Source organism: Pseudomonas sp. BIC9C, assembly GCF_034541995.1.
Classification (GTDB): domain Bacteria; phylum Pseudomonadota; class Gammaproteobacteria; order Pseudomonadales; family Pseudomonadaceae; genus Aquipseudomonas; species Aquipseudomonas fluorescens_CC.
The window spans coordinates 552,887-574,087 of the sequence record NZ_JAWDGM010000001.1; the positions used below are offsets into that span (position 1 = coordinate 552,887).

At 59.5% G+C, this 21,201-nt stretch carries 22 protein-coding genes, 1 pseudogene and 1 riboswitch; of the genes and pseudogenes, 8 read left to right on the forward strand and 15 right to left on the reverse strand.

Annotated elements, in window-relative coordinates:
* Nucleotides 1-78: 78 nt before the first annotated feature.
* A riboswitch (cobalamin riboswitch) is annotated at nt 79-313 on the reverse strand.
* 153 nt (nt 314-466) lie between these two features.
* Nucleotides 467-1,051, forward strand: coding sequence for a hypothetical protein (locus RS887_RS02725; RefSeq protein ID WP_322614293.1), 585 nt, complete (start codon nt 467-469; stop codon nt 1,049-1,051).
* A 66-nt stretch (nt 1,052-1,117) separates the two neighbouring features.
* Nucleotides 1,118-2,431 (forward strand): sorbosone dehydrogenase family protein, encoded by a 1,314-nt coding sequence (locus tag RS887_RS02730; protein ID WP_322614294.1) that lies wholly within the window; start codon nt 1,118-1,120, stop codon nt 2,429-2,431.
* A gap of 141 nt (nt 2,432-2,572) precedes the next feature.
* Here RS887_RS02730 and RS887_RS02735 read toward each other — a convergent pair whose 3' ends face one another.
* The 6 genes from RS887_RS02735 to RS887_RS02760 form a co-directional block, all read right to left on the reverse strand.
* The gene (locus RS887_RS02735) at nt 2,573-3,226 is read right to left on the reverse strand and encodes an O-methyltransferase (protein WP_322614295.1); all 654 of its coding nucleotides are present in this window, start codon (nt 3,224-3,226) and stop codon (nt 2,573-2,575) included.
* An 18-nt stretch (nt 3,227-3,244) separates the two neighbouring features.
* A complete protein-coding gene (locus RS887_RS02740; RefSeq protein WP_322614296.1) occupies nt 3,245-3,781 on the reverse strand; it encodes a C40 family peptidase in 537 nt (178 codons plus the stop codon).
* Nucleotides 3,782-3,946: 165 nt separating this feature from the next.
* The gene (locus RS887_RS02745; RefSeq protein ID WP_322614297.1) at nt 3,947-4,579 is read right to left on the reverse strand and encodes a C40 family peptidase; all 633 of its coding nucleotides are present in this window, start codon (nt 4,577-4,579) and stop codon (nt 3,947-3,949) included.
* Nucleotides 4,580-4,802: 223 nt separating this feature from the next.
* Entirely contained in the window at nt 4,803-5,507 is a 705-nt protein-coding gene (gene hda, locus RS887_RS02750; RefSeq protein WP_007898944.1) for a DnaA regulatory inactivator Hda, read from the reverse strand.
* A 230-nt stretch (nt 5,508-5,737) separates the two neighbouring features.
* Complete coding sequence (locus RS887_RS02755) at nt 5,738-6,811, reverse strand: AI-2E family transporter (RefSeq protein ID WP_322614298.1); 1,074 nt, start codon at nt 6,809-6,811, stop codon at nt 5,738-5,740.
* 36 nt (nt 6,812-6,847) lie between these two features.
* Complete coding sequence (locus RS887_RS02760) at nt 6,848-7,900, reverse strand: DUF2066 domain-containing protein (protein ID WP_322614299.1); 1,053 nt, start codon at nt 7,898-7,900, stop codon at nt 6,848-6,850.
* Nucleotides 7,901-8,285: 385 nt separating this feature from the next.
* On the opposite strand from RS887_RS02760, the gene purM reads away from it, so the two are divergent.
* From purM to RS887_RS02775, 3 genes are read left to right on the forward strand one after another with little or no spacing between them, the layout of a single operon-like run.
* Nucleotides 8,286-9,344 (forward strand): phosphoribosylformylglycinamidine cyclo-ligase, encoded by a 1,059-nt coding sequence (purM, locus tag RS887_RS02765; RefSeq protein WP_008049708.1) that lies wholly within the window; start codon nt 8,286-8,288, stop codon nt 9,342-9,344.
* A complete protein-coding gene (gene purN, locus RS887_RS02770; protein WP_057399406.1) occupies nt 9,344-9,994 on the forward strand; it encodes a phosphoribosylglycinamide formyltransferase in 651 nt (216 codons plus the stop codon). The genes purM and purN overlap by 1 nt, the downstream gene beginning before the upstream one ends.
* A gap of 8 nt (nt 9,995-10,002) precedes the next feature.
* Nucleotides 10,003-10,716, forward strand: coding sequence for a DUF3108 domain-containing protein (locus RS887_RS02775; RefSeq protein WP_111282772.1), 714 nt, complete (start codon nt 10,003-10,005; stop codon nt 10,714-10,716).
* 53 nt (nt 10,717-10,769) lie between these two features.
* Here the strand turns inward: RS887_RS02775 and RS887_RS30470 are convergent, their stop codons facing one another.
* On the reverse strand, nt 10,770-11,633 hold the full coding sequence (locus tag RS887_RS30470; protein ID WP_416339947.1) for a methyl-accepting chemotaxis protein: 864 nt from the start codon (nt 11,631-11,633) through the stop codon (nt 10,770-10,772).
* Nucleotides 11,625-12,395, reverse strand: a pseudogene (locus RS887_RS30475) (MCP four helix bundle domain-containing protein); the annotation flags it as partial. The gene RS887_RS30470 and the pseudogene RS887_RS30475, both read right to left, overlap by 9 nt.
* Before the next feature lie 235 nt (nt 12,396-12,630).
* Here RS887_RS30475 and RS887_RS02785 point away from each other — a divergent pair.
* Nucleotides 12,631-13,047: an OsmC family protein gene (locus RS887_RS02785; protein ID WP_322614301.1), complete on the forward strand. Its 417-nt coding sequence runs from the start codon at nt 12,631-12,633 to the stop codon at nt 13,045-13,047.
* A 62-nt stretch (nt 13,048-13,109) separates the two neighbouring features.
* The gene (locus RS887_RS02790) at nt 13,110-13,970 is read left to right on the forward strand and encodes a pirin family protein (RefSeq protein ID WP_322614302.1); all 861 of its coding nucleotides are present in this window, start codon (nt 13,110-13,112) and stop codon (nt 13,968-13,970) included.
* 146 nt (nt 13,971-14,116) lie between these two features.
* Here RS887_RS02790 and RS887_RS02795 read toward each other — a convergent pair whose 3' ends face one another.
* The 4 genes from RS887_RS02795 to RS887_RS02810 all read right to left on the reverse strand — a co-directional run bounded on the left by RS887_RS02795 (nt 14,117) and on the right by RS887_RS02810 (nt 17,824).
* Nucleotides 14,117-14,845, reverse strand: coding sequence for a dienelactone hydrolase family protein (locus RS887_RS02795; RefSeq protein WP_322614303.1), 729 nt, complete (start codon nt 14,843-14,845; stop codon nt 14,117-14,119).
* A gap of 67 nt (nt 14,846-14,912) precedes the next feature.
* Nucleotides 14,913-16,817: a molecular chaperone HtpG gene (gene htpG / locus RS887_RS02800; protein WP_322614304.1), complete on the reverse strand. Its 1,905-nt coding sequence runs from the start codon at nt 16,815-16,817 to the stop codon at nt 14,913-14,915.
* Nucleotides 16,818-16,898: 81 nt separating this feature from the next.
* Nucleotides 16,899-17,351 carry a PaaI family thioesterase gene (locus tag RS887_RS02805; RefSeq protein ID WP_322614305.1) on the reverse strand — a complete coding sequence of 151 codons (453 nt, stop codon included), beginning with the start codon at nt 17,349-17,351 and terminating at the stop codon, nt 16,899-16,901.
* Entirely contained in the window at nt 17,348-17,824 is a 477-nt protein-coding gene (locus RS887_RS02810) for a PaaI family thioesterase (RefSeq protein WP_322614306.1), read from the reverse strand. The genes RS887_RS02805 and RS887_RS02810 overlap by 4 nt, the downstream gene beginning before the upstream one ends.
* 158 nt (nt 17,825-17,982) lie before the next feature.
* Here RS887_RS02810 and RS887_RS02815 point away from each other — a divergent pair, with 158 nt between their 5' ends.
* Complete coding sequence (locus RS887_RS02815) at nt 17,983-18,264, forward strand: hypothetical protein (protein WP_322614307.1); 282 nt, start codon at nt 17,983-17,985, stop codon at nt 18,262-18,264.
* Between the two features lie 67 nt (nt 18,265-18,331).
* On the opposite strand, the gene RS887_RS02820 is transcribed toward RS887_RS02815, so the two are convergent.
* The 3 genes from RS887_RS02820 to brnQ form a co-directional block, all read right to left on the reverse strand.
* Nucleotides 18,332-18,733, reverse strand: a complete 402-nt coding sequence (locus RS887_RS02820; RefSeq protein WP_322614308.1) for an MAPEG family protein — start codon at nt 18,731-18,733, stop codon at nt 18,332-18,334.
* Nucleotides 18,733-19,470 carry a DUF599 domain-containing protein gene (locus RS887_RS02825; RefSeq protein WP_111282786.1) on the reverse strand — a complete coding sequence of 246 codons (738 nt, stop codon included), beginning with the start codon at nt 19,468-19,470 and terminating at the stop codon, nt 18,733-18,735. Before RS887_RS02825 ends, RS887_RS02820 begins: the two co-directional genes overlap by 1 nt.
* Nucleotides 19,471-19,744: 274 nt before the next feature.
* Nucleotides 19,745-21,058, reverse strand: a complete 1,314-nt coding sequence (gene brnQ / locus RS887_RS02835) for a branched-chain amino acid transport system II carrier protein (RefSeq protein WP_322614309.1) — start codon at nt 21,056-21,058, stop codon at nt 19,745-19,747.
* Between the last annotated feature and the right edge of the window lie 143 nt (nt 21,059-21,201).

Here is a 21,201-nt window from a genome sequence, read left to right on the forward strand (position 1 = left end):
GGAGCTCTCCGTTGAGGCAGGAATAACGGCGGGCAGGCACAGCAATAGACGGCAACAAGCCTGGCATCGCCCACCGTGATGCCGCTGGATGAATCAGGCCGGTCTCCGGGCTCATGAGTGGCCACGGGGCCAGACTGTGCGCCTTCCCGCATCGAATCGACACAGTGGCATCACACACAGTTTTCACTCATTTACCGTTGCGGGGGCAGCGCCGGAATTGCAGGCCTTCGACGAACGGAAGGACTCACTCACCGGCTTCCCTGTTTCACTCTGTCGACCCAAGTCACAGAGCACCTGAAACAAGCCGCGAAGGTTAGAGGGTTGGGGGTGGAGCGTCAATTAAAGCCGGGCGGCCACCTGCCGAAAAACTGTCGTCAATCAATAAACTGACGTCAATCTTGTGCCACGCTCGCAGCAGTGATATCAAAGAGCCACAACCCCACAACACAATAACAAGGGTGAGCCCATGCAAGGCATGATCATCAGCAATCCAAAGCTGGAATTCCTGCGCCCGGTGCTCGAGCGCTGGTTCGAATGCATCGACCGCTATAACACCGTCCGCGGCGATGGCGACACACCGTACTGGCACGACGAAAAAGCCAATCTCGGACTGCTGTCTGCCGCGGCCTGGATGGCCGAGATGGTCACGCTGCAACAGACCCCCACCCGCAAACAGACCGAAGAAGGCGACCGCAACGGCCGTGCCGACCTGTTCCTCGCCTCGCCCGAAACCCGCGCCTACATCCAGACCAGCCAGCGCTGGCCACGGGTCAACAGCCTCAATCTGACCCAGGCCCTGCTCGACATCGCCAGCGATGCGAAGCGAGTAAGCCATGCCAGCGACCTGAAAATCGGCTGCCTGTTCGTCGCCCCGCAAAAAGCCCAGCAAGGCGCAACACCGGAAGAACTCCAGGACATGGTCGACGACCTGCAAAAGGAACACACCTGCGCCGTCGCCTGGTATTTCCCCTATGCCTACCGCAAATTGCGCAACGAAGCCGGCAACTATCACCCCGGCATTGCGGTGCTGTTCAAGGAAGCACGCGGCTAAGGGTTGAACCATCGGTCAACAACGCATCTCTATGATTAGAACAAGGCATTCATAGGGAACACCAGCATGCGCAAGCCCCCGCTCGTTCTCGTTATCGCGCTCTGCGGAGGGCTCGCCGCTTGTAGCGAGACCTCCCGCCTGCAGGTCTCCGACGGCACCGGTCCTTCACCCCGACTGCCGGAACCGAACAAAACCCTGATCCCGACCATGAACATCGCCCCGGCCATCGGCTGGCCACCGGGTGCGAAACCCGTCGCCGCCAATGGCACGCAAGTGGCCGCTTTTGCCGAAGACCTGGATCACCCCCGCTGGCTTTATGTGCTGCCCAATGGCGACGTGCTGGTGGCGGAAACCAGCGCACCACCCAAACCCGAAGACGGTAAAGGCATTCGCGGCTGGGTGATGAAGAAAGTCATGGGCCGCGCCGGGGCTCGTGTGCCCAGCCCGAACCGCATCACTTTGCTGCGCGACAAGGACCACGATGGCGTTGCAGAAACCCGCACGGTGTTTCTGCAAAACCTCAACTCGCCCTTCGGCATGACCCTGGTCGGCAAAGACCTGTATGTGGCCGACACCGATCGCCTGCTGCGCTTTCACTATGAAAGTGGCGATACGCAGATCCAGTCACCGCCGATCAAGGTGATTGACCTGCCAGGCGGCCCGCTGAACCACCACTGGACCAAAAATGTCATCGCCAGCAAGGACGGCAGCAAGCTCTACGTCACCGTGGGCTCCAACAGCAACGTTGCGGAAAACGGCATGGACAAGGAAGAAGGTCGCGCAGCGATCTGGGAAGTGGATCGCGCCACCGGCCAACACCGGATCTTCGCCTCTGGTCTGCGCAACCCCAATGGCATGGCCTGGGAACCGCGCAGTGGTGCGTTGTGGACAGCGGTCAATGAACGGGATGAAATCGGCAGCGATCTGGTACCGGACTACATCACCTCGGTGAAAGACGGTGCGTTCTATGGTTGGCCGTTCAGTTACTACGGCCAGCATGTCGATATTCGCGTCGAACCGCAAAACCCGGACCTGGTGGCCAAGGCTATCGTCCCGGACTATGCGGTCGGCCCGCATACGGCGTCACTGGGCCTGACGTTTGCCGAAGGCAGCAAATTGCCGGCGCAATTCAACGAGGGCGCCTTCATCGGCCAGCACGGCTCCTGGAACCGCAAACCGCACAGCGGCTACAAAGTGATTTTCGTGCCCTTCCGCGCCGGCAAGCCGGTCGGGAACCCGGTTGATGTGCTCAGCGGTTTTCTTAACGACAAGGAAGAGGCCATGGGCCGGCCGGTGGGTGTGGTGATTGACCGGCAGGGTGATCTGTTGGTGGCCGATGATGTGGGGAACAAGGTGTGGCGGGTGTCGGCTGCCAGGTAACACCATCCCGGATGAACTCAGAACTCTGTGGGAGCGAGCTTGCTCGCGATGAGGCCGGTACATTCAACATAGATGTTGACTGACCTACCGCCATCGTCGGAACGCCGCCCGGAGCAAGCTCGCTCCCACAGTATTTCCAGTTCAGCGTTTGCGGCAAAGGGTCAAACCATCACCCAACGGCAACAACGACAGATCCACCCGCGCATCGTCTTTCAAGGCCCGGTTGAGTGCCTGGATCGCTCGGGTGTCCGCGCTCTCGGGACTGGCCTCAAGCACGCGCCCGCTCCACAGGGTGTTATCGAACACCGCCAGCCCACCGACCCGCAGCAATCGCAGGGCGTGTTCCAGATAACTCGGGTAGTTGGCCTTGTCGGCGTCGATGAAAATCAGATCGAACTGGCCTGGCAGGTCCAGCTTGCCGAGGGTTTCCAGCGCAGGTGCCAGACGCAGATCGATGCGTCCGGCCAACCCGGCTTCCTGCCAGTAGCGCAGGGCCGTGGTGTTGTAGTCGCCGGGGATATCACAGCAAATCAGCGAACCGTCAGCGGGCAACGCCGCCGCCATGCATAGCGCGCTGTAACCGGTAAAGGTACCGACTTCGAGCAAGCGCCGGGCCCCCGTCAGCTTCACCAGCAAAGCGAGAAACTGCCCTTGCTCCGGCGCCACCTGCCAGCGAGCCATGGGCAGCGCCTGGGTTTCATCGCGCAAGCGCTTGAGCAGCGGGGTTTCCCGCAGGGAGACGTCGAGCAGGTACTGATACAGCGAATCGTCGAGATTGAGGGTGCGGGCAGTCATGACAACCAGCTCCGGAAGTTACGGGTTGCGCGCCAGATGTTCAGGCTGCAGAACACGCTTGGCGCTCAGATAAGCCTTTTGCCAATACGTCTTGGACAAGCTGTCGAGCTTCACGGTGCCACCGGTGGCCGGCGCGTGGACAAAGCGCCCTTCTCCCACGTAGATACCGGCATGACTGACCTGGGAACCGCCATTGGTGGCGAAGAAAATCAGGTCACCGGTTTGCAGGCCTTCCTTACCCACGCTCGCCGCTTGCATGGAGATCATCTCGCGAGTGGTGCGCGGCAAGGAAATGCCGGCGACATCGCGGTAAACGTAAGCGATCAGGCCGCTGCAATCAAATCCGGAATCCGGCGTATTGCCACCCCAGCGATAAGGCGTGCCCACCAGACCGAGCGCGCGAAACAGCACGTCTTCCGCCTCGGGTGAAAAAGCTTGTGAGGAGCCAAATACGATGGGCGCACGAACCACCGGCGCTGGTGGCGGTGTACGGCTGGCGCAGGCACTGAGCAGCGCTGCGAAGAACATGATTGCGAGGCGGGCCGACGTCGTCATAAGCAGAGCATCCTGATCTGGCTGCGGCTTTTTCTGCGGGGAGCGCAGAAAAGAAAACCGCCTGCGTGGGGCGCAGGCGGTTTGCCATCATTTGTAGATCAAGATTCTAGCGGCTACACGACAAACTTCAAGTAAGACTTTAAGTTCGCCTTACAAAATGTCCGCTTATTTACGTGCAGTGACGATTGGCGACGCGTTGGGCGCCATTGCCAGGGCACGCTTGGCCTCGATGAAGGTCTTGCTCCAGTAGCTGTCACCCAGGCTATCGATCCGCACGCCACCGCTGCGACGGCTGCTGGAATGGATGAACTGGTTGTCACCCAGGTAGATCCCGGCGTGACTGACGCGACCGCGACGGCCGTTGGTTGCGAAGAACAGCAGGTCACCCGGCTCAAGCTTGCTGCGCGAGACCAGCGGAGCGTCCACGTTGATCATTTCGCGGGTAGAGCGCGGCAGGTTCATGCCCGCTTCTTCGCGGAACAGGTAACCGATGAAACCACTGCAATCGAAGCCGGCTTCAGAGGTACCGCCGAAACGGTAACGGGTACCGATCAGGGACATGCCGCGTTCGAGGATGCTGTCGGCCAGTACCGGAAGCTGGTAGGACTTGCCACCGGCGAAGTCGGCGAGTTCTTTTTCGGTAGCCAGCTCTTCCTGGAAAAGAGAAGAAGACTGGGCAGTAACGGAGTTTTGAACCTGTTGTTGCGGCGCTTGCTGGGCCACTGGAGTGTGGGCAGCGCAACCGAACAGCAGGGTGACGAGTGCGAGAGGCACGAGGGGTGCGAAGCGATTGAGCATGGGCACGACCGTGGCTGAAAGTTGTAAAGAAGCCGAGACTATGCCCTCTATCAACCTCATTTGCAAATTCAATCGATCTTTTTGTGACTTATCCGTTTCTCGTTTACATCTAAGCGCTTAAGCCCATTTTAAACATACGCGCAGCCTGCAACCGTGCAGGAAAGCGGGTTTTCTAACGCCTGAAATATGCCAAAACCCGCCAAAAGCCCAGGTTTCAGCGGGTTTACCAGCCGAGGGTTTCTTTCAAAAACGGGATGGTCAGCTTGCGCTGAGCCTGGAGGGAGGCCTGATCGAGACGCTCCAGCAACTCGAACAGCGCACTCATGCTGCGGGTACCGCGAGTCAGGATGAAATGCCCGACTTCATCGGTCAGATGCAGCCCGCGACGGGATGCGCGCAATTGCAGGGCACGCAATTTGTCCTCATCGGACAGCGGGCGCATCTGGAAGATCAAGGCCAGGGTCAGGCGGGATTTGAGATCCGCCAGCTTCACCGGCAACTCGCGCGGGGAGGTCGACGCGGCAATCAGCAAGCGTCGGCCGCTGTCGCGCAGGCGATTGAACAGATGGAACAGCGCCTCTTCCCAGTCCGCCTTGCCGGCAACCGCCTGCAGGTCATCGAGACAGACCAGTTCGTACTGTTCAAGGTTGTCGAGAATTTCAATGCCGCGATCGAGCAGTTCAGCCAGCGGCAGATACACCGCAGGCTCCCCTAATTGCTCGAAGCGCAGGCAGGCGGCCTGCAACAGGTGCGTGCGCCCTACCCCATCCTTGCCCCAAAGGTAGATCAGGCTTTCGGTCCAGCCGGCGTCGGCTTCGCATAGCCGCTCGACATAGCCGAGTGCAGCGGCATTGGCGCCTGGGTAGTAGTTGATAAAGGTGGCGTCGTCACGCAGACGCACACCTAGGGGCAGCTGAATCGGTTTCATGCTGACTGAACAGTTCCAAAGGAACCGTTAGTGGCCTCTGTGTAAAGTTTGCGAAGTTTATACCCGTGAAGCGGACCGCACAATGCGACAGACCACAAGCAAAATCAAAGGTTTGCGTTAACACCCTGGTTTGGTGACAGATTCTTTGGCGGTGCATGCGACAGTCGCACGATGCAAGCAGGCCGACCCGGCACGCACCCGGGCAGCCCGCCATCGCCCGCCGACTCCCCTTACAGCTCCGGTTCGTCGACGCCCGCGTAGATTTCAGAATCCTTATACAAATCATGCACATGACGCACCAGCACCATGATCACCGCTGCGACCGGCAAAGCCAGTAGCACACCGGTAAAGCCAAACAGCTCACCACCGGCCAGGATCGAGAAAATCACTGCCACCGGGTGCAGACCGATCCGGTCACCGACCAGCAACGGTGTCAGCAGCATACCCTCCAGTGCCTGGCCGACCATGAACACCGCGACAATGCCGAGCATCGGGTATAGATCACCACCGAACTGGAACAGCCCCGCGATCAGCGCCGCGCCAATGCCGATGATAAAGCCCATGTAAGGCACGATCGCCGCCAGACCGGCAATCAGGCCAATCAACAAGCCCAACTCCAGCCCGACCAGCATCAGGCCCGCTGCGTAGATCACACCCAAGGCCACCATCACCAGCAACTGTCCGCGAACGAACGCTCCGAGCACTTCATGGCACTCACCCGCCAGGGACACCGCACGCTCTTCACGCTCACGGGGCAGCAGGCTGCGGATCTTGGCCATCATCAGGTCCCAATCGCGCAACAAGTAGAAGCTCACCACTGGAATCAACACCAGATTCGCCAGCCAGCCAATCAACGCCAACCCCGAGGCAGTGGCATGACTGAGCACCACGCCGACAACATCGGTGGTCTGGCTCACGTGCTCGCTGATGGCGGCCTTGAGCTTGTCGAACTTCCAGAAACCTTCCGACAAGCCGAACTTCGATTGTGCCCAAGGCAACGCGGTGTGCTGCAGCCAGTCGAGCATCTGCGGGGCCAGCTCATACAAACGAAACAACTGCCTGGCGAGCAGCGGTACCAATACCAACAGCAACGCGGTGAAGATCAGTGTAAACAGGGTAAACACCGCCACTACACCCAAGGTTCGGGACAGGCCCGCCCTCTCCAGTCGATCCACCAGCGGATCGAACAGGTAGGCCAGCAACAGCGCCACCAGGAACGGCGTCAGGATCGGGTGCAACAACCAGACAAACGCGCAAAGCAGGACCACCCCACCGAGCCAGAACCAACGCCGCGTATCGGCCATGAACCACTCCATTGCTTCTATATAAAGAAAGAAAAACTACCAGCGAAAACGCAGTTGCGGTGTCGGGGCGGGCGCAGGGGCAGGCACCGCACCACCGACGGCAGGCTGAACCGGCACTGCCGGGGTCGGGGCCTGCCCCGCCGGCGCTTCCTGCAGCCTTGCGAGCGACAACTGAGCACGCAGTTGATCAACGCTGCCATTGACCCGGTACACAATCCGGTCGCCGTCGACGCTTTGAACGCGCCCGTCAAATGGCTCCAGCAAGCGCCCAAGGGACGCGTAGTGCTCAAGATTCATGCCTTGCACTTCCAGCAATTGCGCGCTCGAAGCACCGGGCCTGGCGACAAACCGCGGTGCCAGGCGCTCGTTGACTGCCAGCATCACTGCATCGGCCACGGCGGCCTGATCGGCGCCCTGCACGGTGCCAGCCTCTTTCTGATCGCCCAGCCACAGACGCCACTTGGCTTGCCACTGCCCACCCTCTTCCTGGGCGTGTACCGCGAGCAAGGCATCGGCGTTGTAGCGTTCCGATGCCGCATGCAAAGGCGCGGGATCTGCACCTTCCAGATTCGGCGCGGTCGCGACGATCTGCTCATTCAAATCCGCCAATGGCAGGCGCAGCGGCAAGCCTCGGTGCTGTGCAGCCCGACGCAGCGGTGCCGCACTGGCCTGACCGTCGCCGACCAGACTTGAACCCTCGGCGGAATCATTCAGCCACCAGCCGAGGATCGACGGCCGACTGGCCCCCCACACGGCCAGTCCAGCGCGGCGCAAGGCCTGTTCGGTGGTGCCCGGATCGAAATCGACTTTCAGGACTTCCGGCGGCCCGGCATCAAAGCCGTATTGGCTGATGATCTGTTGCGGGTCCTTGCGAATCGCGGCCAGCCCCGGACTTTGAGCGGCCTTGGGGTCGCCGGTCAGGCGCAACACCAAGGTGTCCAACGCACGCTGAGTCGCCTGATCGCGCTCCTCGGGTGACTGGCCATTCACCGGTTCGCGCACCTGGTAAAGGCCTTTGACGGTTTCGGCATGACTGACCAGGCTGACCACAGACAAACAACTCACAAGCAAGAATTTACAAAAACGCATGGAAGATTCCTGACGACAAGAGCGGTTGGAACAGACCGCATGAAGACGATCGAGCAAGGCTGTGACCATTGCCCGACGTAAAACATTCACACGTCCCGGGTAAGTTTTCGCACTGTCATAACGATAGACGGTTAATCGCGATACCTTATACAGCCATGCAGGATGCCACCGACACCGCGCATCAACGGTTTTTTTTGAACGGATATGGCCCTGCTGTCGGCCTGAGGATGGCCGCTGCGGCTCAAGCCTGATAAAATCGCGCGCCTTCGCAGACCGGCAACAGCCGGGTACCCTGAAATTCGCGCATGGCTCTCGCCCTCGCCTGTTTCGGCGGTCCCGATGGACTCGGTCGTTACCCAGAAATCCCCCCCTAAAGGCCTGGATCATGAGCAAGCAACCCTCCCTGAGCTACAAGGACGCCGGTGTAGACATCGACGCCGGTGAAGCATTGGTCGAACGCATCAAGAGCGTCGCCAAGCGCACTGCGCGCCCGGAAGTCATGGGCGGCCTGGGCGGTTTCGGCGCCCTCTGCGAAATCCCGGCCGGCTACAAGCAGCCTGTGCTGGTTTCCGGTACTGACGGCGTCGGCACCAAGCTGCGCCTGGCACTGAACCTGAACAAACACGACAGCATCGGCATCGACCTGGTTGCCATGTGCGTCAACGACCTGGTGGTATGTGGCGCCGAGCCGCTGTTCTTCCTCGACTACTACGCTACCGGCAAACTGAACGTCGACACCGCTGCCCAGGTTGTGACCGGCATCGGCGCTGGCTGCGAACTGTCGGGTTGCTCGCTGGTTGGCGGCGAAACCGCTGAAATGCCGGGCATGTACGAAGGCGAAGACTACGACCTGGCCGGTTTCTGCGTCGGCGTCGTGGAAAAATCCGAAATCATCGACGGCTCCAAGGTTGCCGCCGGCGATGCCCTGCTCGCCCTGCCGTCTTCCGGCCCACACTCCAACGGCTACTCGCTGATCCGCAAGATCATCGAAGTGTCCGGCGCCGACATCGAAAACACCCAGCTCGACGGCAAGCCGCTGACCGACCTGCTGATGGCCCCGACCCGTATCTACGTGAAGCCGCTGCTCAAGCTGATCAAGGAAACCGGCGCTGTCAAAGCCATGGCCCACATCACCGGTGGCGGCCTGCTGGACAACATCCCGCGCGTGCTGCCAAAAGGCGCACAAGCCGTGGTTGACGTAGCAAGCTGGAACCGCCCGGCCGTGTTCGACTGGCTGCAAGAAAAAGGCAACGTTGACGAGAACGAAATGCACCGCGTGCTGAACTGCGGCGTGGGCATGGTCATCTGCGTGGCTCAAGAGCACGTTGAAGCCGCCCTGAACGTTCTGCGCGAAGCGGGCGAGCAGCCTTGGGTCATCGGCCAGATCTCCACCGCTGCCGAAGGTGCGGCTCAGGTTGAACTGAAGAACCTCAAGGCTCACTGATGCCTAAGACCTGTGATGTCGTGGTGCTGTTGTCCGGCACCGGCAGTAACTTGCAGGCCCTGATCGACAGCACGCGGACCGGCGACAGCCCGGTCCGCATCGCTGCGGTGATTTCCAACCGCGCCGACGCCTACGGCCTGCAACGCGCCAGGGACGCGGGTATCGACACCCGCACCCTGGATCACAAGGCTTTCGAAGGTCGCGAGGCCTTCGACGCCGCGCTGATCGAACTGATCGACGCCTTCAACCCCGAACTCGTGGTACTGGCCGGATTCATGCGCATTCTCAGCGCGGGCTTCGTACGCCACTATCAGGGTCGCCTGCTCAATATCCATCCCTCGCTGCTACCCAAATACAAAGGGTTACACACTCATCAGCGCGCGCTGGAGGCTGGCGACGCCGAGCATGGCTGCTCCGTGCACTTCGTCACCGAGGAACTCGATGGCGGACCACTGGTCGTACAGGCTGTAATACCGGTAGAGTTACAGGATTCGCCGCAGAGTCTGGCGCAGCGGGTCCATGTTCAGGAACACCTGATCTACCCGATGGCCGTACGCTGGTTTGCCGAAGGCCGTCTAGCCCTCGGCGAGCAAGGTGCTTTACTGGATGGACAGTTACTCGCGGCCAGCGGCCACTTGATTCGAAACTAGGAGATTTTATGCGTCGCGCCCTGCTCTTCGCTTGCGCTCTGCTCGCCTTGCCCTTCGCCCAGGCGGCAGACCTTCAACCCTTCTCCGCCAGCTACACCGCCGACTGGAAACAGCTGCCCATGAGCGGCACTGCCGAGCGCAGCCTGGAAAAAACCAGCGACGGCAAATGGAAACTGAGTTTCAAGGCATCGATGATGATCGCCAGCCTGACCGAAGAAAGCACCCTGACCCCGGATAAGGACACGCTTCTTCCAGAGTCGTACCACTTTGAGCGTGGCGGTTTGGGCAAGGCCAAGAAATCGGATCTGGATTTCGACTGGAACACCAAAGTGATCACCGGCACCGATCGCGGCGACGCGGTCAAGGTTGCGCTGAACCGCGGCATGCTCGACAAATCCACCTACCAGTTGGCCTTGCAGCAAGACGTTGCCGCGGGCAAGAAAAGCATGAGCTATCAGGTGGTCGACGGTAATGAAGTCGATACCTATGACTTCCGCGTACTGGGCGCTGAAAAGGTCGACACCAAGGCCGGCAAGATCGATGCGATCAAGGTTGAACGTGTACGCGACCCGACACAAAACAAACGCATCACCGTGATGTGGTTCGCCAAGGACTGGGGTTACCTGCTGGTGCGCCTGCAACAGGTCGAAACCGACGGCAAGGAGTACAACATCATGCTCCTGGACGGCACGGTCAACGGCAAGGCTGTCAAAGGCAGCTGATCCGGATCGAGACGAAAAGCCCCGCAAACGCGGGGCTTTTTTTCGCCTGTCATTCAGACCGAAAACCGCGCCACCAGCGCATTCAGGTCTACCGCCAACCGTGACAACTCCTGACTCGCCGCGCTGGTCTGGTTTGCTCCGGCCGAGCTCTGTTGCGCCAGGTCTCGGATATTCATCAAGTTGCGGTCCACCTCCCGCGCTACCGCCGCCTGTTCCTCCGAAGCACTGGCAATCACGATGTTGCGCTCATTGATCACGGTGAATGCCGAAGCGATATCTTCCAGGGCAACGCCGGCCGCTTTCGCTGCCTCCAGCGTCGAGCGCGCCCGGGTGTTGCTCTGCTGCATGGCGCTGACAGCCAGATCAGTGCCCTGCTGGATACCGGTAATCATCTGCTCGATTTCCCGAGTCGATTGCTGGGTGCGATGCGCCAGGGCCCGCACCTCATCGGCCACGACCGCAAACCCGCGCCCGGCCTCCCCGGCCCGCGCGGCTTCGATTGCCGCGTTCAGGGCCAGCAGATTGGTCTGCTCGGCAATCGCGCGAATCACGTCCAGCACCGTAGTGATGCCATACACCTTCTGCGCCAGGTCTTCGACCTGAGTGACGTTGGTGGTGACATCTTCAGCCAGCGACTCGATCGACAGCACAGTCTGGTGCACTTGTTCGCGACCATGCTGAGCAATGCGGTCGGACTCGCGCGACGCTTGCGAGGTTGCGGCGGCATTGCTCGCCACTTCTTCCACGGCGGCGGTCATCTGGTTGACCGCTGTGGCCGCCTGCTCGATCTCCAGGCTCTGCTGATGCAGGCCACGGGTAGCATCTTCCGTGACGCTACTGAGCTCCTCCGAAGCCGAGGCCAATTGACTGGATGAATCGGATATACGCTGGAGGGTTTCACGCAAACTCTGTTGCATGCTCTTGAGCGCATGCAGCAGCCGTGCGGGTTCATCCTTGCCGGTAATGCTGATTGCTGCAGTGAGGTCGCCGCCGGCGACCACCTCGGCCACTTTCAACGACTGTGACAGCGGCAACACGATACTGCGCGTCAACAACAGTGCCAGGCCAATGGTGATCAGTGCGGTCACACCAATCATCACCCCGACCCAGATCCGCGATTGGCTGAACACCTGACGTCCTGCTGCGGTCGCCAGATTGGCGTTGTGCTTGTTGAGTTCGACCAGCTCCCTGAGGGTGACCGTGATCTCATCGGCCAGCGGATTCATCTCGCCATTGAGAATGGCCGCCGCCTCTTCCACCCGTCCCTGGGTAGCTTCGGCCATCACCTGACTCTGGAACTGCAGATATTTGCTCTCGGCAGCCTTGAAGCGATCGAACAACACGCGATCTTCAGGCAGCACGATCAACTTGTCATAACGTTGCTTGGCATCGCCGAGAACACTTTTGAGCTCGTTGATTTTGTTGACGTTCTGCGCCTGTGCCTGTGGATCGCGATTGATCAGCAAACGCATGGTCAGCGCCCGCAGTCGCAACATGTCCTGACTCATATCACCGACCGCCATCACACTGGGCAGCCAGTTGTCATCGACCTGATCGGACTGCGCCCGCATATTCGACATCTGCAGCAGGGCAAACGCCCCCAAGCCAAAAACCATCAACGCCAACAGGCCAAAACCGAGACTCGCGCGTGGCGCAATATTGAGACTTCTGATACTCATTCCCCTGGTTCCTTCCAAAAGCGCTGCATCGGGCAGCTGGTTCTTTAGACGGTATCGGACTGTTGAAAATTTGCGTAAGACAAAAAAGTGATATCAAAACAACATTACTGCTACGGTAACGATTCAGCGAAAAGCCCCACCCGTACAAGAAACAGGAACGCACATCCGGCACCATGCTCTATACCTTCAAGGTCTTTTTGATCGAATAAATGTCCTGTTGCTTGCGAGGTTTCCCATGACCGTTACTGTCAACACCGTCTCCGCCGAAGGTTTCCGTCACAGCGTACAAATCGATGACCATGAACTCTTCGCCGACGTGCCCGTCACGGCTGGCGGAGAAGGTTCGGCGCCGGAGCCGCACGATTACTTCGACGCTGCACTCGGCGCGTGCAAGGCCCTGACTTTGAAGCTGTATGCAAAGAAAAAAGACATCCCGTTGACCGGTGTCGGCGTCGAGGTCAAGCGCGACAACAGCCTGGAACAGAAAGGTCAATACGCGCTGCACGTCAAACTGACCCTCAAGGGCGTACTCACCGACGCCCAGCGCGAAGAACTGCACCGCGTGGCCGATCGCTGCCCGATCCACAAGCTGATGACCACGTCCGAAGTCAGCATCGAAACGCACTTGTCCGAAGGCGCGTTCAGCCAATAGCGGCAAGGGCTGCGCAAGCGGGTTATGCTCGTCCGCATCACCCGCTCAGCCTGGAACGCACCATGAACACTCCGCTCGTGATCCGCCCCCGCACCGAAGATGTCGAAGGCCAGCCGATTCTCCGCCCGTTGCCATCCGCCAAGTGCCGCAGCGTCGGACCATTCGTGTTTTTTGATCACATGCTGGAAACCCGTTATCCGCCGGGCACAGGCATGAACATCCGCCAGCACCCGCACATTGGCCTGTCCACCCTCACCTACTTGTTCCAGGGGCAGATCCAGCACAAGGACAGCCTCGGTTCCGATCAGGTTGTCGATACCGGCGATGTCAGCTGGATGACGGCCGGCAGCGCTATCGCCCACGTCGAACGCACGCCCGAGCCCCTGAAAGAAAGCGGCTTCACGATGCACGGCTTGCAGATCTGGCTGGCTTCGCCCAAGGACAAAGAACAAGGCCCGGGGCATTACAGCCACCATCCGGCGTCCACATTGCCGGTCAGCGAAAACCTGGGGGTGAAGATTCGCATGATTGCCGGGTCAGGCTTTTGTCTGGAATCACCGGTGCCAGTGCTTTCTCCTACGCTGTACGCGGAACTGCACCTGCAAACGGCGACGACGCTGCTGATCCCCACCGAGCATGAAGAACGTGCGCTGTATGTGTTGAGCGGCGAGGTGCAACTGGAGGGCGAACTGCTGGAACCTTACACGCTAGCGGTGCTGCCGGCCGGGGAAGAGATGACGCTGTTCGCCGAGAGCGATTGTCATGCCGTGCTGTTTGGCGGAGCGCCACTGGACGGGCCACGGCGGATCAACTGGAATTTTGTCGCCAGCGATCCGGCAGCGATTGATGAAGCGCGCCGGCGCTGGGCGGCTGGGGACTGGCCGACGGTGCCGGGGGAAGTGGAGAGGATCGAACTGCCTTAGTTTTTCTATTGATTGTCAGGCCGCCTTCGCGGGCAAGCCCGCTCCCACAGGGATTTGTTCCATGCGCAACTTTTGCGGACAACCTGGAAACTGTGGGAGCGGGCTTGCCCGCGAAGGGGCCGGCACTCACACCGACCAAATCATGGTCAGCCCTTGAACACTTCATCCAGCAGGTTATGCATCGACGTGAACGCCCGTGCGGCAATCTTCGCGTCATACATCATCATGCCCGGCACCTTGGCGTGCGGGTCGGTGAACGAGTGGAACGCACCGCCGTAGCTCAGCAATTGCCAGTCCACACCGGCTGCGTTCATTTCATCTTCGAACGCTGGCAACTGCTCCTTCGGCACCAGTGGATCGGAGGCACCGTGCAGTACCAGTACCTTGCCTTTGATGTTTTTCGCATCGGCCGGGTTCGGCGTGTCCAGCGTACCGTGGAACGATACCGCGGCCTTCACCGGCGCGCCGGTACGGGCAAACTCCAGGGCGCAGCAACCGCCGAAGCAGAAACCGTAGGTCGCCAGTTTCGACGTATCGACCGCCGCTTCGCCCTGCTTTTGCAATTGTTCGAACGCTGCCTGCATACGCTTGCGCAGCAATGCCCGGTCGTTCTTCAGCGGCATCATCGCCGCGCCCGCCTCATCGTTGTTCGTTGGACGAACCGCCTGGCCGTAGAGGTCCGCAACCAGCACCACGTAGCCCTTGGCCGCCACAGACTTGGCGATCTCCTCGGCACCGGCGCCGACGCCCATCCAGTTCGGCGCCATCAACAAACCCGGGCGCGGGCCTTTATGGTCGGCGTCGAAGGCCAGGCGGCTTTCGTAAGCCTGGCCGTCAATCTGATAAGCAACGGAACGTACAGTGATTTGGCTCATTTCTGACTCCTAATGTTTAAACACCGGAATGAAAAAACCCGCCGAAGCGGGTTTTTCTACAACACAGTCAAGCCGATAGCTCGACCAACAGCTTGTTCAGACGGCGCACATAAGCCGCCGGATCTTTCAAGCTGTCACCGGCCGCCAGGGCCGCCTGATCGAAGAGGATGTGCGACAGGTCGCCGAAGCGTTCGTCGCTCTGCTCGTTGTCGAGCTTCTCGATCAGCGGGTGAGCCGGGTTGAATTCGAAGATCGGCTTCGAATCCGGAACCTTCTGGCCGCTGGCTTCGAGGATCTGACGCATCTGCAGGCCCAGGTCCTGCTCGCCGATGGCCAGGATCGCCGGGGAATCGGTCAGGCGATGGGAAACCCGCACTTCCGCAACGGATTCGCCCAGTGCAGTCTTCAGACGCTCAACCAGACCTTCTTTGGACTTGGCGACTTCTTCCGCGGCCTTCTTGTCCTCTTCCGAGTCCAGGTTGCCCAGGTCCAGGTCACCGCGCGCCACGTCGACGAAACTCTTGCCGTCGAAGTCGCTGAGGTAGCTCATCAGCCACTCGTCGATACGGTCGGTCAACAGCAGCACTTCGATGCCTTTCTTGCGGAAGACTTCCAGATGCGGGCTGTTTTTGACCTGCGCGTAGGTTTCGCCGGTCAGGTAGTAGATCTTGTCCTGACCTTCCTTGGCACGCGCCAGGTACTCGGTCAGGCCAACAACCTGTTCGCCATCGTCGCCACTGGTCGATGCGAAACGCAGCAGACCGGCGATTTTTTCCTTGTTGGCGAAATCTTCTGCCGGGCCTTCTTTCATGACCTGACCGAAGTTTTTCCAGAAGCCCTTGTATTGCTCAGGCTCGTTCTTCGCCAGTTTTTCCAGCATGTCCAGAACGCGCTTGGTCAGCGCCGACTTCATGGAATCGATGATCGGGTCTTTCTGCAGGATTTCCCGCGACACGTTCAGCGACAGGTCGTTGGAGTCGACCACGCCTTTGATGAAGCGCAGGTACAGCGGCAGGAAGGACTCGGCCTGATCCATGACAAACACGCGCTGCACGTACAGCTTCAGGCCTTTGGGCGCTTCACGCTGGTACAGGTCAAACGGCGCACGGCTCGGCACGTACAGCAGCGAGCTGTACTCCAGCTTGCCTTCGACCTTGTTGTGGCTCCAGCTCAGCGGGTTTTCGAAATCGTGGGCGATGTGCTTGTAGAACTCCTGGTATTCCTCGTCCTTGATCTCGGTACGCGGACGGGTCCACAGGGCGCTGGCGCGGTTGACGGTTTCCCATTCAACTGCAGGCTTCTCCTCGCCCTCAACGGCCGCCACTTCTTTCGGCAACTCGATCGGCAAGGCGATATGGTCGGAGTACTTCTTGATGATATTGCGCAGACGCCAGCCATCGGCGAACTCGTCTTCACCGGACTTCAAGTGCAGGACGATGCGGGTACCGCGCTCGGCCTTGTCGATGGTCGCGACTTCGAAGTTGCCTTCGCCCCTGGACGACCAGTGCACACCCTCGCTGGCGGCGCTGCCGGCACGACGGCTGAACACGTCGACTTTGTCGGCGACGATGAATGCGGAGTAGAAACCGACACCGAACTGGCCGATCAGGTGCGAGTCTTTCTTCTGGTCGCCGGTCAGGTGCTTCATGAAATCGGCAGTGCCGGACTTGGCGATGGTGCCCAGGTGGGTGATCGCATCTTCGCGGCTCATGCCGATACCGTTGTCTTCGAGGGTGACGGTTTTAGCGTCCTTGTCGAAGCTCACGCGGATTTTCAGTTCGGCGCCACCTTCCAGCAGCTCTGGCTTGGCCAGGGCTTCGAAACGTAATTTGTCGACAGCGTCAGAGGCGTTCGAGATCAATTCGCGAAGGAAAATTTCCTTGTTGGAATACAGCGAATGGATCATGAGATGCAGCAGTTGCTTCACCTCGGTCTGGAAGCCCAGGGTTTCCTTTTGAGTTTCCACACTCATGGTCATCAAACTCCAATCAGATGGCATAAGCCGCGACCTTGAGGGTCGTCGGCGGGTTGTCCTCAGAGTTTGGGGCTGAGTTCAGGATTTCAAGGGCTCCTCGAGTTTGAAATGTGCACGGGCCGTGGCAATGGGTTCGGCCTCGGTGCTTTGCCAGGCGGTAATCGCCACGTTGGCGACCCGGCGGCCCTGGCGGCAAACCTGGCATCGGGCCCAGGTATCGCGAAACTGCCCGGCACGCAGGTAATCCAGGGAGAAGTCGATGATCTTCGGCACCCCGGGCGTTCCGATAAACACCAGCAGGTGCAGCGCCGCAGCCAATTCCATGAATCCGGCGATCACACCGCCATGAATCGCCGGCAACAACGGGTTACCAATGTTGTCCTTGTTCGCGGGCAGCTTGAACAGCAACTCATCTCCCACCCTTGAGCATTCGACGCCGATCAGCCGGGCATAAGGAATCAGATCCAGCAGTGAGGCGTAATCGCCCTGCTCGTGGGCCTTTTGCAATTGGTCCTTCAGAGACTCGCTCATTGCGCACCTCCGGCAACCACGCCACCAAAGCCCTTGGCACCCTTGATGCCCTTGCCCATGCGCATGAAAGTGCCCACCACATGGGCAATGGGTTGCCCGGGGTCATCCTGATAGGCAAAGCCACGGGCAAAAATCACGTCGGTGGTCACCCGATAGCACTGGGCAAAACCATAGACATTCTTATGCGGCTCGGCGGCGTGCATGTAGTCGATGCGCAGGTCGAGGGTCGGGCAGACTTCGAACTCCGGAAGCACGCAGAGTGTCGCCATGCCACAGGCCGTGTCCATCAGCGAAGTCAGCGCCCCGCCATGAATCACGCCGGTTTCGGGATTACCGACGATCTGCGGGCTGTACGGCAACACAATCGTCAGCCCTTCGCTGCTGGCGCTGTGGACGCTTAGTCCAAGTACCTGACAATGTCGCAGCGCCGACAGAAAGCGCATCGCACGCTCAAAAACGGGGTTCTCAGCCATTTGATAAAAACTCTTGTTTATGCTCGAACAGTGCGGTGGAGGTTCGGGTAAAAGTTCCGCACTAGAACAACCTTATATATCTGAAAGAATTAAGGAACTTAACCCTGATGCGTGGGCTCTTAAGGCCAGTAGATGCTTTTCATCAGGAGAAACACCCCATGCGTAAGACTTTAGCTATTGCCTTGATGTTGACCGCTTCCCTCGGTCTCGCTGCCTGCGATAAAAAATCCGAGGACAAAGCTCAAGATGCTAAACAACATGCTGAGCAAGCCCAGCAAAAAATGAACGAAGCTCAGGATAAAGTGAACGACGCGGCGAAAGAAAACGCCGAAGCCGCCAAAGATCAGGCTCAATCGAACGCAGAAGCGGCAAAAGAGGCTGCTCCAGCTGCTCCGGCCGCTCCTGCCGCTCCTGCCGCTCCGGAAGCGCCTAAGAACTAATCCGGTTTTTAGCGTGACAAAAGAAAACCCGCCAAGTGCGGGTTTTCTTTTGTCTTGAAAAAAGCGGTTAGAGCAAAATCGTTCGAAAAGTCGGACTCATCATCAACAACAGCGAACAGATTAATCCCACCAGCCAAACCATACTGCGTTGCCAGGCCAGGTCCTTCCAGTAACACACCAGGTAAATAACCCGCGAGACCACAAAGATGATCGCCAGACAGTCGATCAGCCATCCCGCCGTCTGCGTGGTATGCGCCATCAACACACCCACCGCGAACAAAATGAACGCTTCGAAACTATTCTGATGCGCGGCTACTGCCCGGGCACCCAGGCCTGTGAGTTGCAACTGCTGCTGGCGCGGCAGGTGGTTATCGTAGCCGCCCTGCTCTTTCATGGCGCTGGTAACGGGGATTCGCGCCAGGTAGATCAACACCGCACTGATAAACACGCACCAGAATGGAATACTCATCAAGCTGCCTCTTTGATTACCTCCGGCAACGGCGCCTCTGTAGGGGTATAGACCATCACATCGAGAACGTCGGAATGAAACTCGCGGCGGTACAACACAAACACGACACCGGCACTCATCAACATGAATAACCATGGGCTGACAAACCAGGCCAGCATGGTCATGCCGAAGTAGTAGGAACGCAGCCCGAAGTTGAACTGGTTGGCGGCCATGGAGATGACGCGGGCCGCGCGGGAGGCAAACGCCTTTCGCTCTTGCTCCGACACATGGCGTTCGCCGACCATCGGTGCCGACCCCACCAGAACCGCCGCAAAGTTGTATTGGCGCATGCACCAGCTGAAGGTGAAGAACGCATAGACAAACACCAGCGCCAGGCACAGCAACTTGATTTCCGACATGCCCTGGGACGCCTGTTGCACCATCGGGATATCCGCCAGCAACGATACCGCCCGCTCCGAAGCCCCCAACACGGTGAGAATGCCGGCCAGGATAATCAGTGTACTGGAGGCGAAGAACGAAGCATTGCGCTCCAGATTGCCGATCACGCTGGCATCGGCGATGCGGTTGTCACGCAGCAGCATGCGGCGCATCCAGTCCTCACGATACAGGTGCAGCACACTGGCCAGACACGCAGTGTCACGGCCTTTCCAGGTGGCATAGCGGGTATACCCGCCCCAGCAGGTAACGAACCAGATGGCGGCAAGAATGTGGATCAGGTTGGCTTGGATGAACGACATGCGGTTCCTTGTGATGTGTTTGCGGTGTACGTAAACCCTGTAGGAGCGAGCTTGCTCGCGATGGTCGTCCACGATAACGCAGGGAAGCTGATGCCCCGCGGTGTTCTCAGGCTCTTCGCGAGCAAGCTCGCTCCTACAATCGATTCGGCAGTGCTTCGACGTTAGCGCAAGGAAAAAGACACTGCATCACGCCCATAAAAAATGCCCCGTATCGATTGATACGGGGCATTTCCGTTTCTGCTCGAAACCCGCTTGTGGCGGGCCGTGGAGCGACTTAAGCCAAGGCTTCGGCGCGCTTGCCCAGCAGGCGATCGCAAACCACGGCGACCACCAGAGTCATTACCGACGGCACCAACCACGCCAGACCTTGCTCACTCAGCGGCAAGTGGGACATCTGAGTCGGCATCCAGTCCGCCAGACCGGCACCCTTGAGGGCATCAATCAGACCGAAGATGAACGATACCAGCATGACCGGACCGACAATGCGACCCTGCTCGTGCCAGAAGTCCTTGCAGAAGCTCAGGGCCACCAGGGCGATGCACGGCGGGTAGATCGCGGTCAGTACCGGGATCGAGAACGCAATCAGCTTGGTCAGGCCCAGGTTGGACACCAGCAGGGAGAATGCAGCAAGGATGATGACCAGCGTCTTGTAGGACAGTGGCAGCACTCGGCTGAAGTACTCGGCGCAGGCACAGGTCAGGCCGACCGCGGTCACCAGGCACGCCAGCGAAATCAACACGGCGAGGAAACCACTGCCCAGCGAACCGAAGGTGTGCTGCACGTAAGCGTGCAGTACCGCCGCGCCATTGGTAGCGCCTGCGGCCACTTCATGGCTGCCCGAACCGAGACGGAACAGGCTGACATACACCAGCGCCAGGCCCACACCGGCAATCAGACCGGCGATGATCGCGTAGCGGGTGATCAGCGCTGGCGACTCGACGCCGCGGGAACGGATGGCGTTGACGATGACGATGCCGAACACCAGGGCACCCAGGGTATCCATGGTCAGGTAACCGTTGATGAAGCCCTGGGAAAACGGCGCCGCCACGTATTCCGGCGTCGCCTGGCCAATGTCACCGGCCGGCAGGGCGAATGCTGCAATGCCCAGCACCGCCAGGGCGATGATCTTCAGCGGCGCGAGGAAGCGCCCTACGGTATCCAGCAAACGACCTGGATACAGCGAGATGAAGAACACCAGCAGGAAGTAGACCGAGCTGTACAGGAACAACGCCAGCGGGCTCTCGCCGGTCAGCGGCGCCAGGCCCACTTCGAACGATACCGTCGCGGTACGTGGCGTTGCGAACAGCGGGCCTACGGCCAGGTAGCACGCCGCCGCCAACAGGCCGCCGGCGATTTTACCGATCGGGCTGCTCAACGCATCCATTGCACCACCGACCTTGGCCAGGGCCACAACGGTAATCACCGGCAGACCGACCGCGGTGACCAGGAAACCCAGCGCCGCCATCCAGACATTAGGCCCGGACTGCAAACCGACGATAGGCGGGAAGATGATGTTGCCCGCCCCGACGAACAGGGCAAACGTCATAAAACCAAGTGCCAGGATGTCCTGGCCTTTCAACACTTTCATTAAGGAAATACCACACTACTGAATCGGAATTTAGAGAGGGATTTCCCTATGGGTGAGGGAAATGCTGTCAGTCCGTATAAGACCGACCCTTTTAGCGCGTTGCTGCCTTGTGGGCCGCGGACGCAAAAAATGGCGCGTAGCCT

What these genes read in the sequence shown, in the direction of transcription:
- RS887_RS02725 (WP_322614293.1), top strand. Translation starts at nt 467, where the DNA reads ATGCAAGGCATGATCATCAGCAATCCAAAGCTGGAATTCCTGCGCCCG.
- RS887_RS02730 (WP_322614294.1), top strand. Translation starts at nt 1,118, where the DNA reads ATGCGCAAGCCCCCGCTCGTTCTCGTTATCGCGCTCTGCGGAGGGCTC.
- RS887_RS02735 (WP_322614295.1), bottom strand. Translation starts at nt 3,226, where the DNA reads ATGACTGCCCGCACCCTCAATCTCGACGATTCGCTGTATCAGTACCTG.
- RS887_RS02740 (WP_322614296.1), bottom strand. Translation starts at nt 3,781, where the DNA reads ATGACGACGTCGGCCCGCCTCGCAATCATGTTCTTCGCAGCGCTGCTC.
- RS887_RS02745 (WP_322614297.1), bottom strand. Translation starts at nt 4,579, where the DNA reads ATGCTCAATCGCTTCGCACCCCTCGTGCCTCTCGCACTCGTCACCCTG.
- hda (WP_007898944.1), bottom strand. Translation starts at nt 5,507, where the DNA reads ATGAAACCGATTCAGCTGCCCCTAGGTGTGCGTCTGCGTGACGACGCC.
- RS887_RS02755 (WP_322614298.1), bottom strand. Translation starts at nt 6,811, where the DNA reads ATGGCCGATACGCGGCGTTGGTTCTGGCTCGGTGGGGTGGTCCTGCTT.
- RS887_RS02760 (WP_322614299.1), bottom strand. Translation starts at nt 7,900, where the DNA reads ATGCGTTTTTGTAAATTCTTGCTTGTGAGTTGTTTGTCTGTGGTCAGC.
- purM (WP_008049708.1), top strand. Translation starts at nt 8,286, where the DNA reads ATGAGCAAGCAACCCTCCCTGAGCTACAAGGACGCCGGTGTAGACATC.
- purN (WP_057399406.1), top strand. Translation starts at nt 9,344, where the DNA reads ATGCCTAAGACCTGTGATGTCGTGGTGCTGTTGTCCGGCACCGGCAGT.
- RS887_RS02775 (WP_111282772.1), top strand. Translation starts at nt 10,003, where the DNA reads ATGCGTCGCGCCCTGCTCTTCGCTTGCGCTCTGCTCGCCTTGCCCTTC.
- RS887_RS30470 (WP_416339947.1), bottom strand. Translation starts at nt 11,633, where the DNA reads ATGCAACAGAGTTTGCGTGAAACCCTCCAGCGTATATCCGATTCATCC.
- RS887_RS02785 (WP_322614301.1), top strand. Translation starts at nt 12,631, where the DNA reads ATGACCGTTACTGTCAACACCGTCTCCGCCGAAGGTTTCCGTCACAGC.
- RS887_RS02790 (WP_322614302.1), top strand. Translation starts at nt 13,110, where the DNA reads ATGAACACTCCGCTCGTGATCCGCCCCCGCACCGAAGATGTCGAAGGC.
- RS887_RS02795 (WP_322614303.1), bottom strand. Translation starts at nt 14,845, where the DNA reads ATGAGCCAAATCACTGTACGTTCCGTTGCTTATCAGATTGACGGCCAG.
- htpG (WP_322614304.1), bottom strand. Translation starts at nt 16,817, where the DNA reads ATGAGTGTGGAAACTCAAAAGGAAACCCTGGGCTTCCAGACCGAGGTG.
- RS887_RS02805 (WP_322614305.1), bottom strand. Translation starts at nt 17,351, where the DNA reads ATGAGCGAGTCTCTGAAGGACCAATTGCAAAAGGCCCACGAGCAGGGC.
- RS887_RS02810 (WP_322614306.1), bottom strand. Translation starts at nt 17,824, where the DNA reads ATGGCTGAGAACCCCGTTTTTGAGCGTGCGATGCGCTTTCTGTCGGCG.
- RS887_RS02815 (WP_322614307.1), top strand. Translation starts at nt 17,983, where the DNA reads ATGCGTAAGACTTTAGCTATTGCCTTGATGTTGACCGCTTCCCTCGGT.
- RS887_RS02820 (WP_322614308.1), bottom strand. Translation starts at nt 18,733, where the DNA reads ATGAGTATTCCATTCTGGTGCGTGTTTATCAGTGCGGTGTTGATCTAC.
- RS887_RS02825 (WP_111282786.1), bottom strand. Translation starts at nt 19,470, where the DNA reads ATGTCGTTCATCCAAGCCAACCTGATCCACATTCTTGCCGCCATCTGG.
- brnQ (WP_322614309.1), bottom strand. Translation starts at nt 21,058, where the DNA reads ATGAAAGTGTTGAAAGGCCAGGACATCCTGGCACTTGGTTTTATGACG.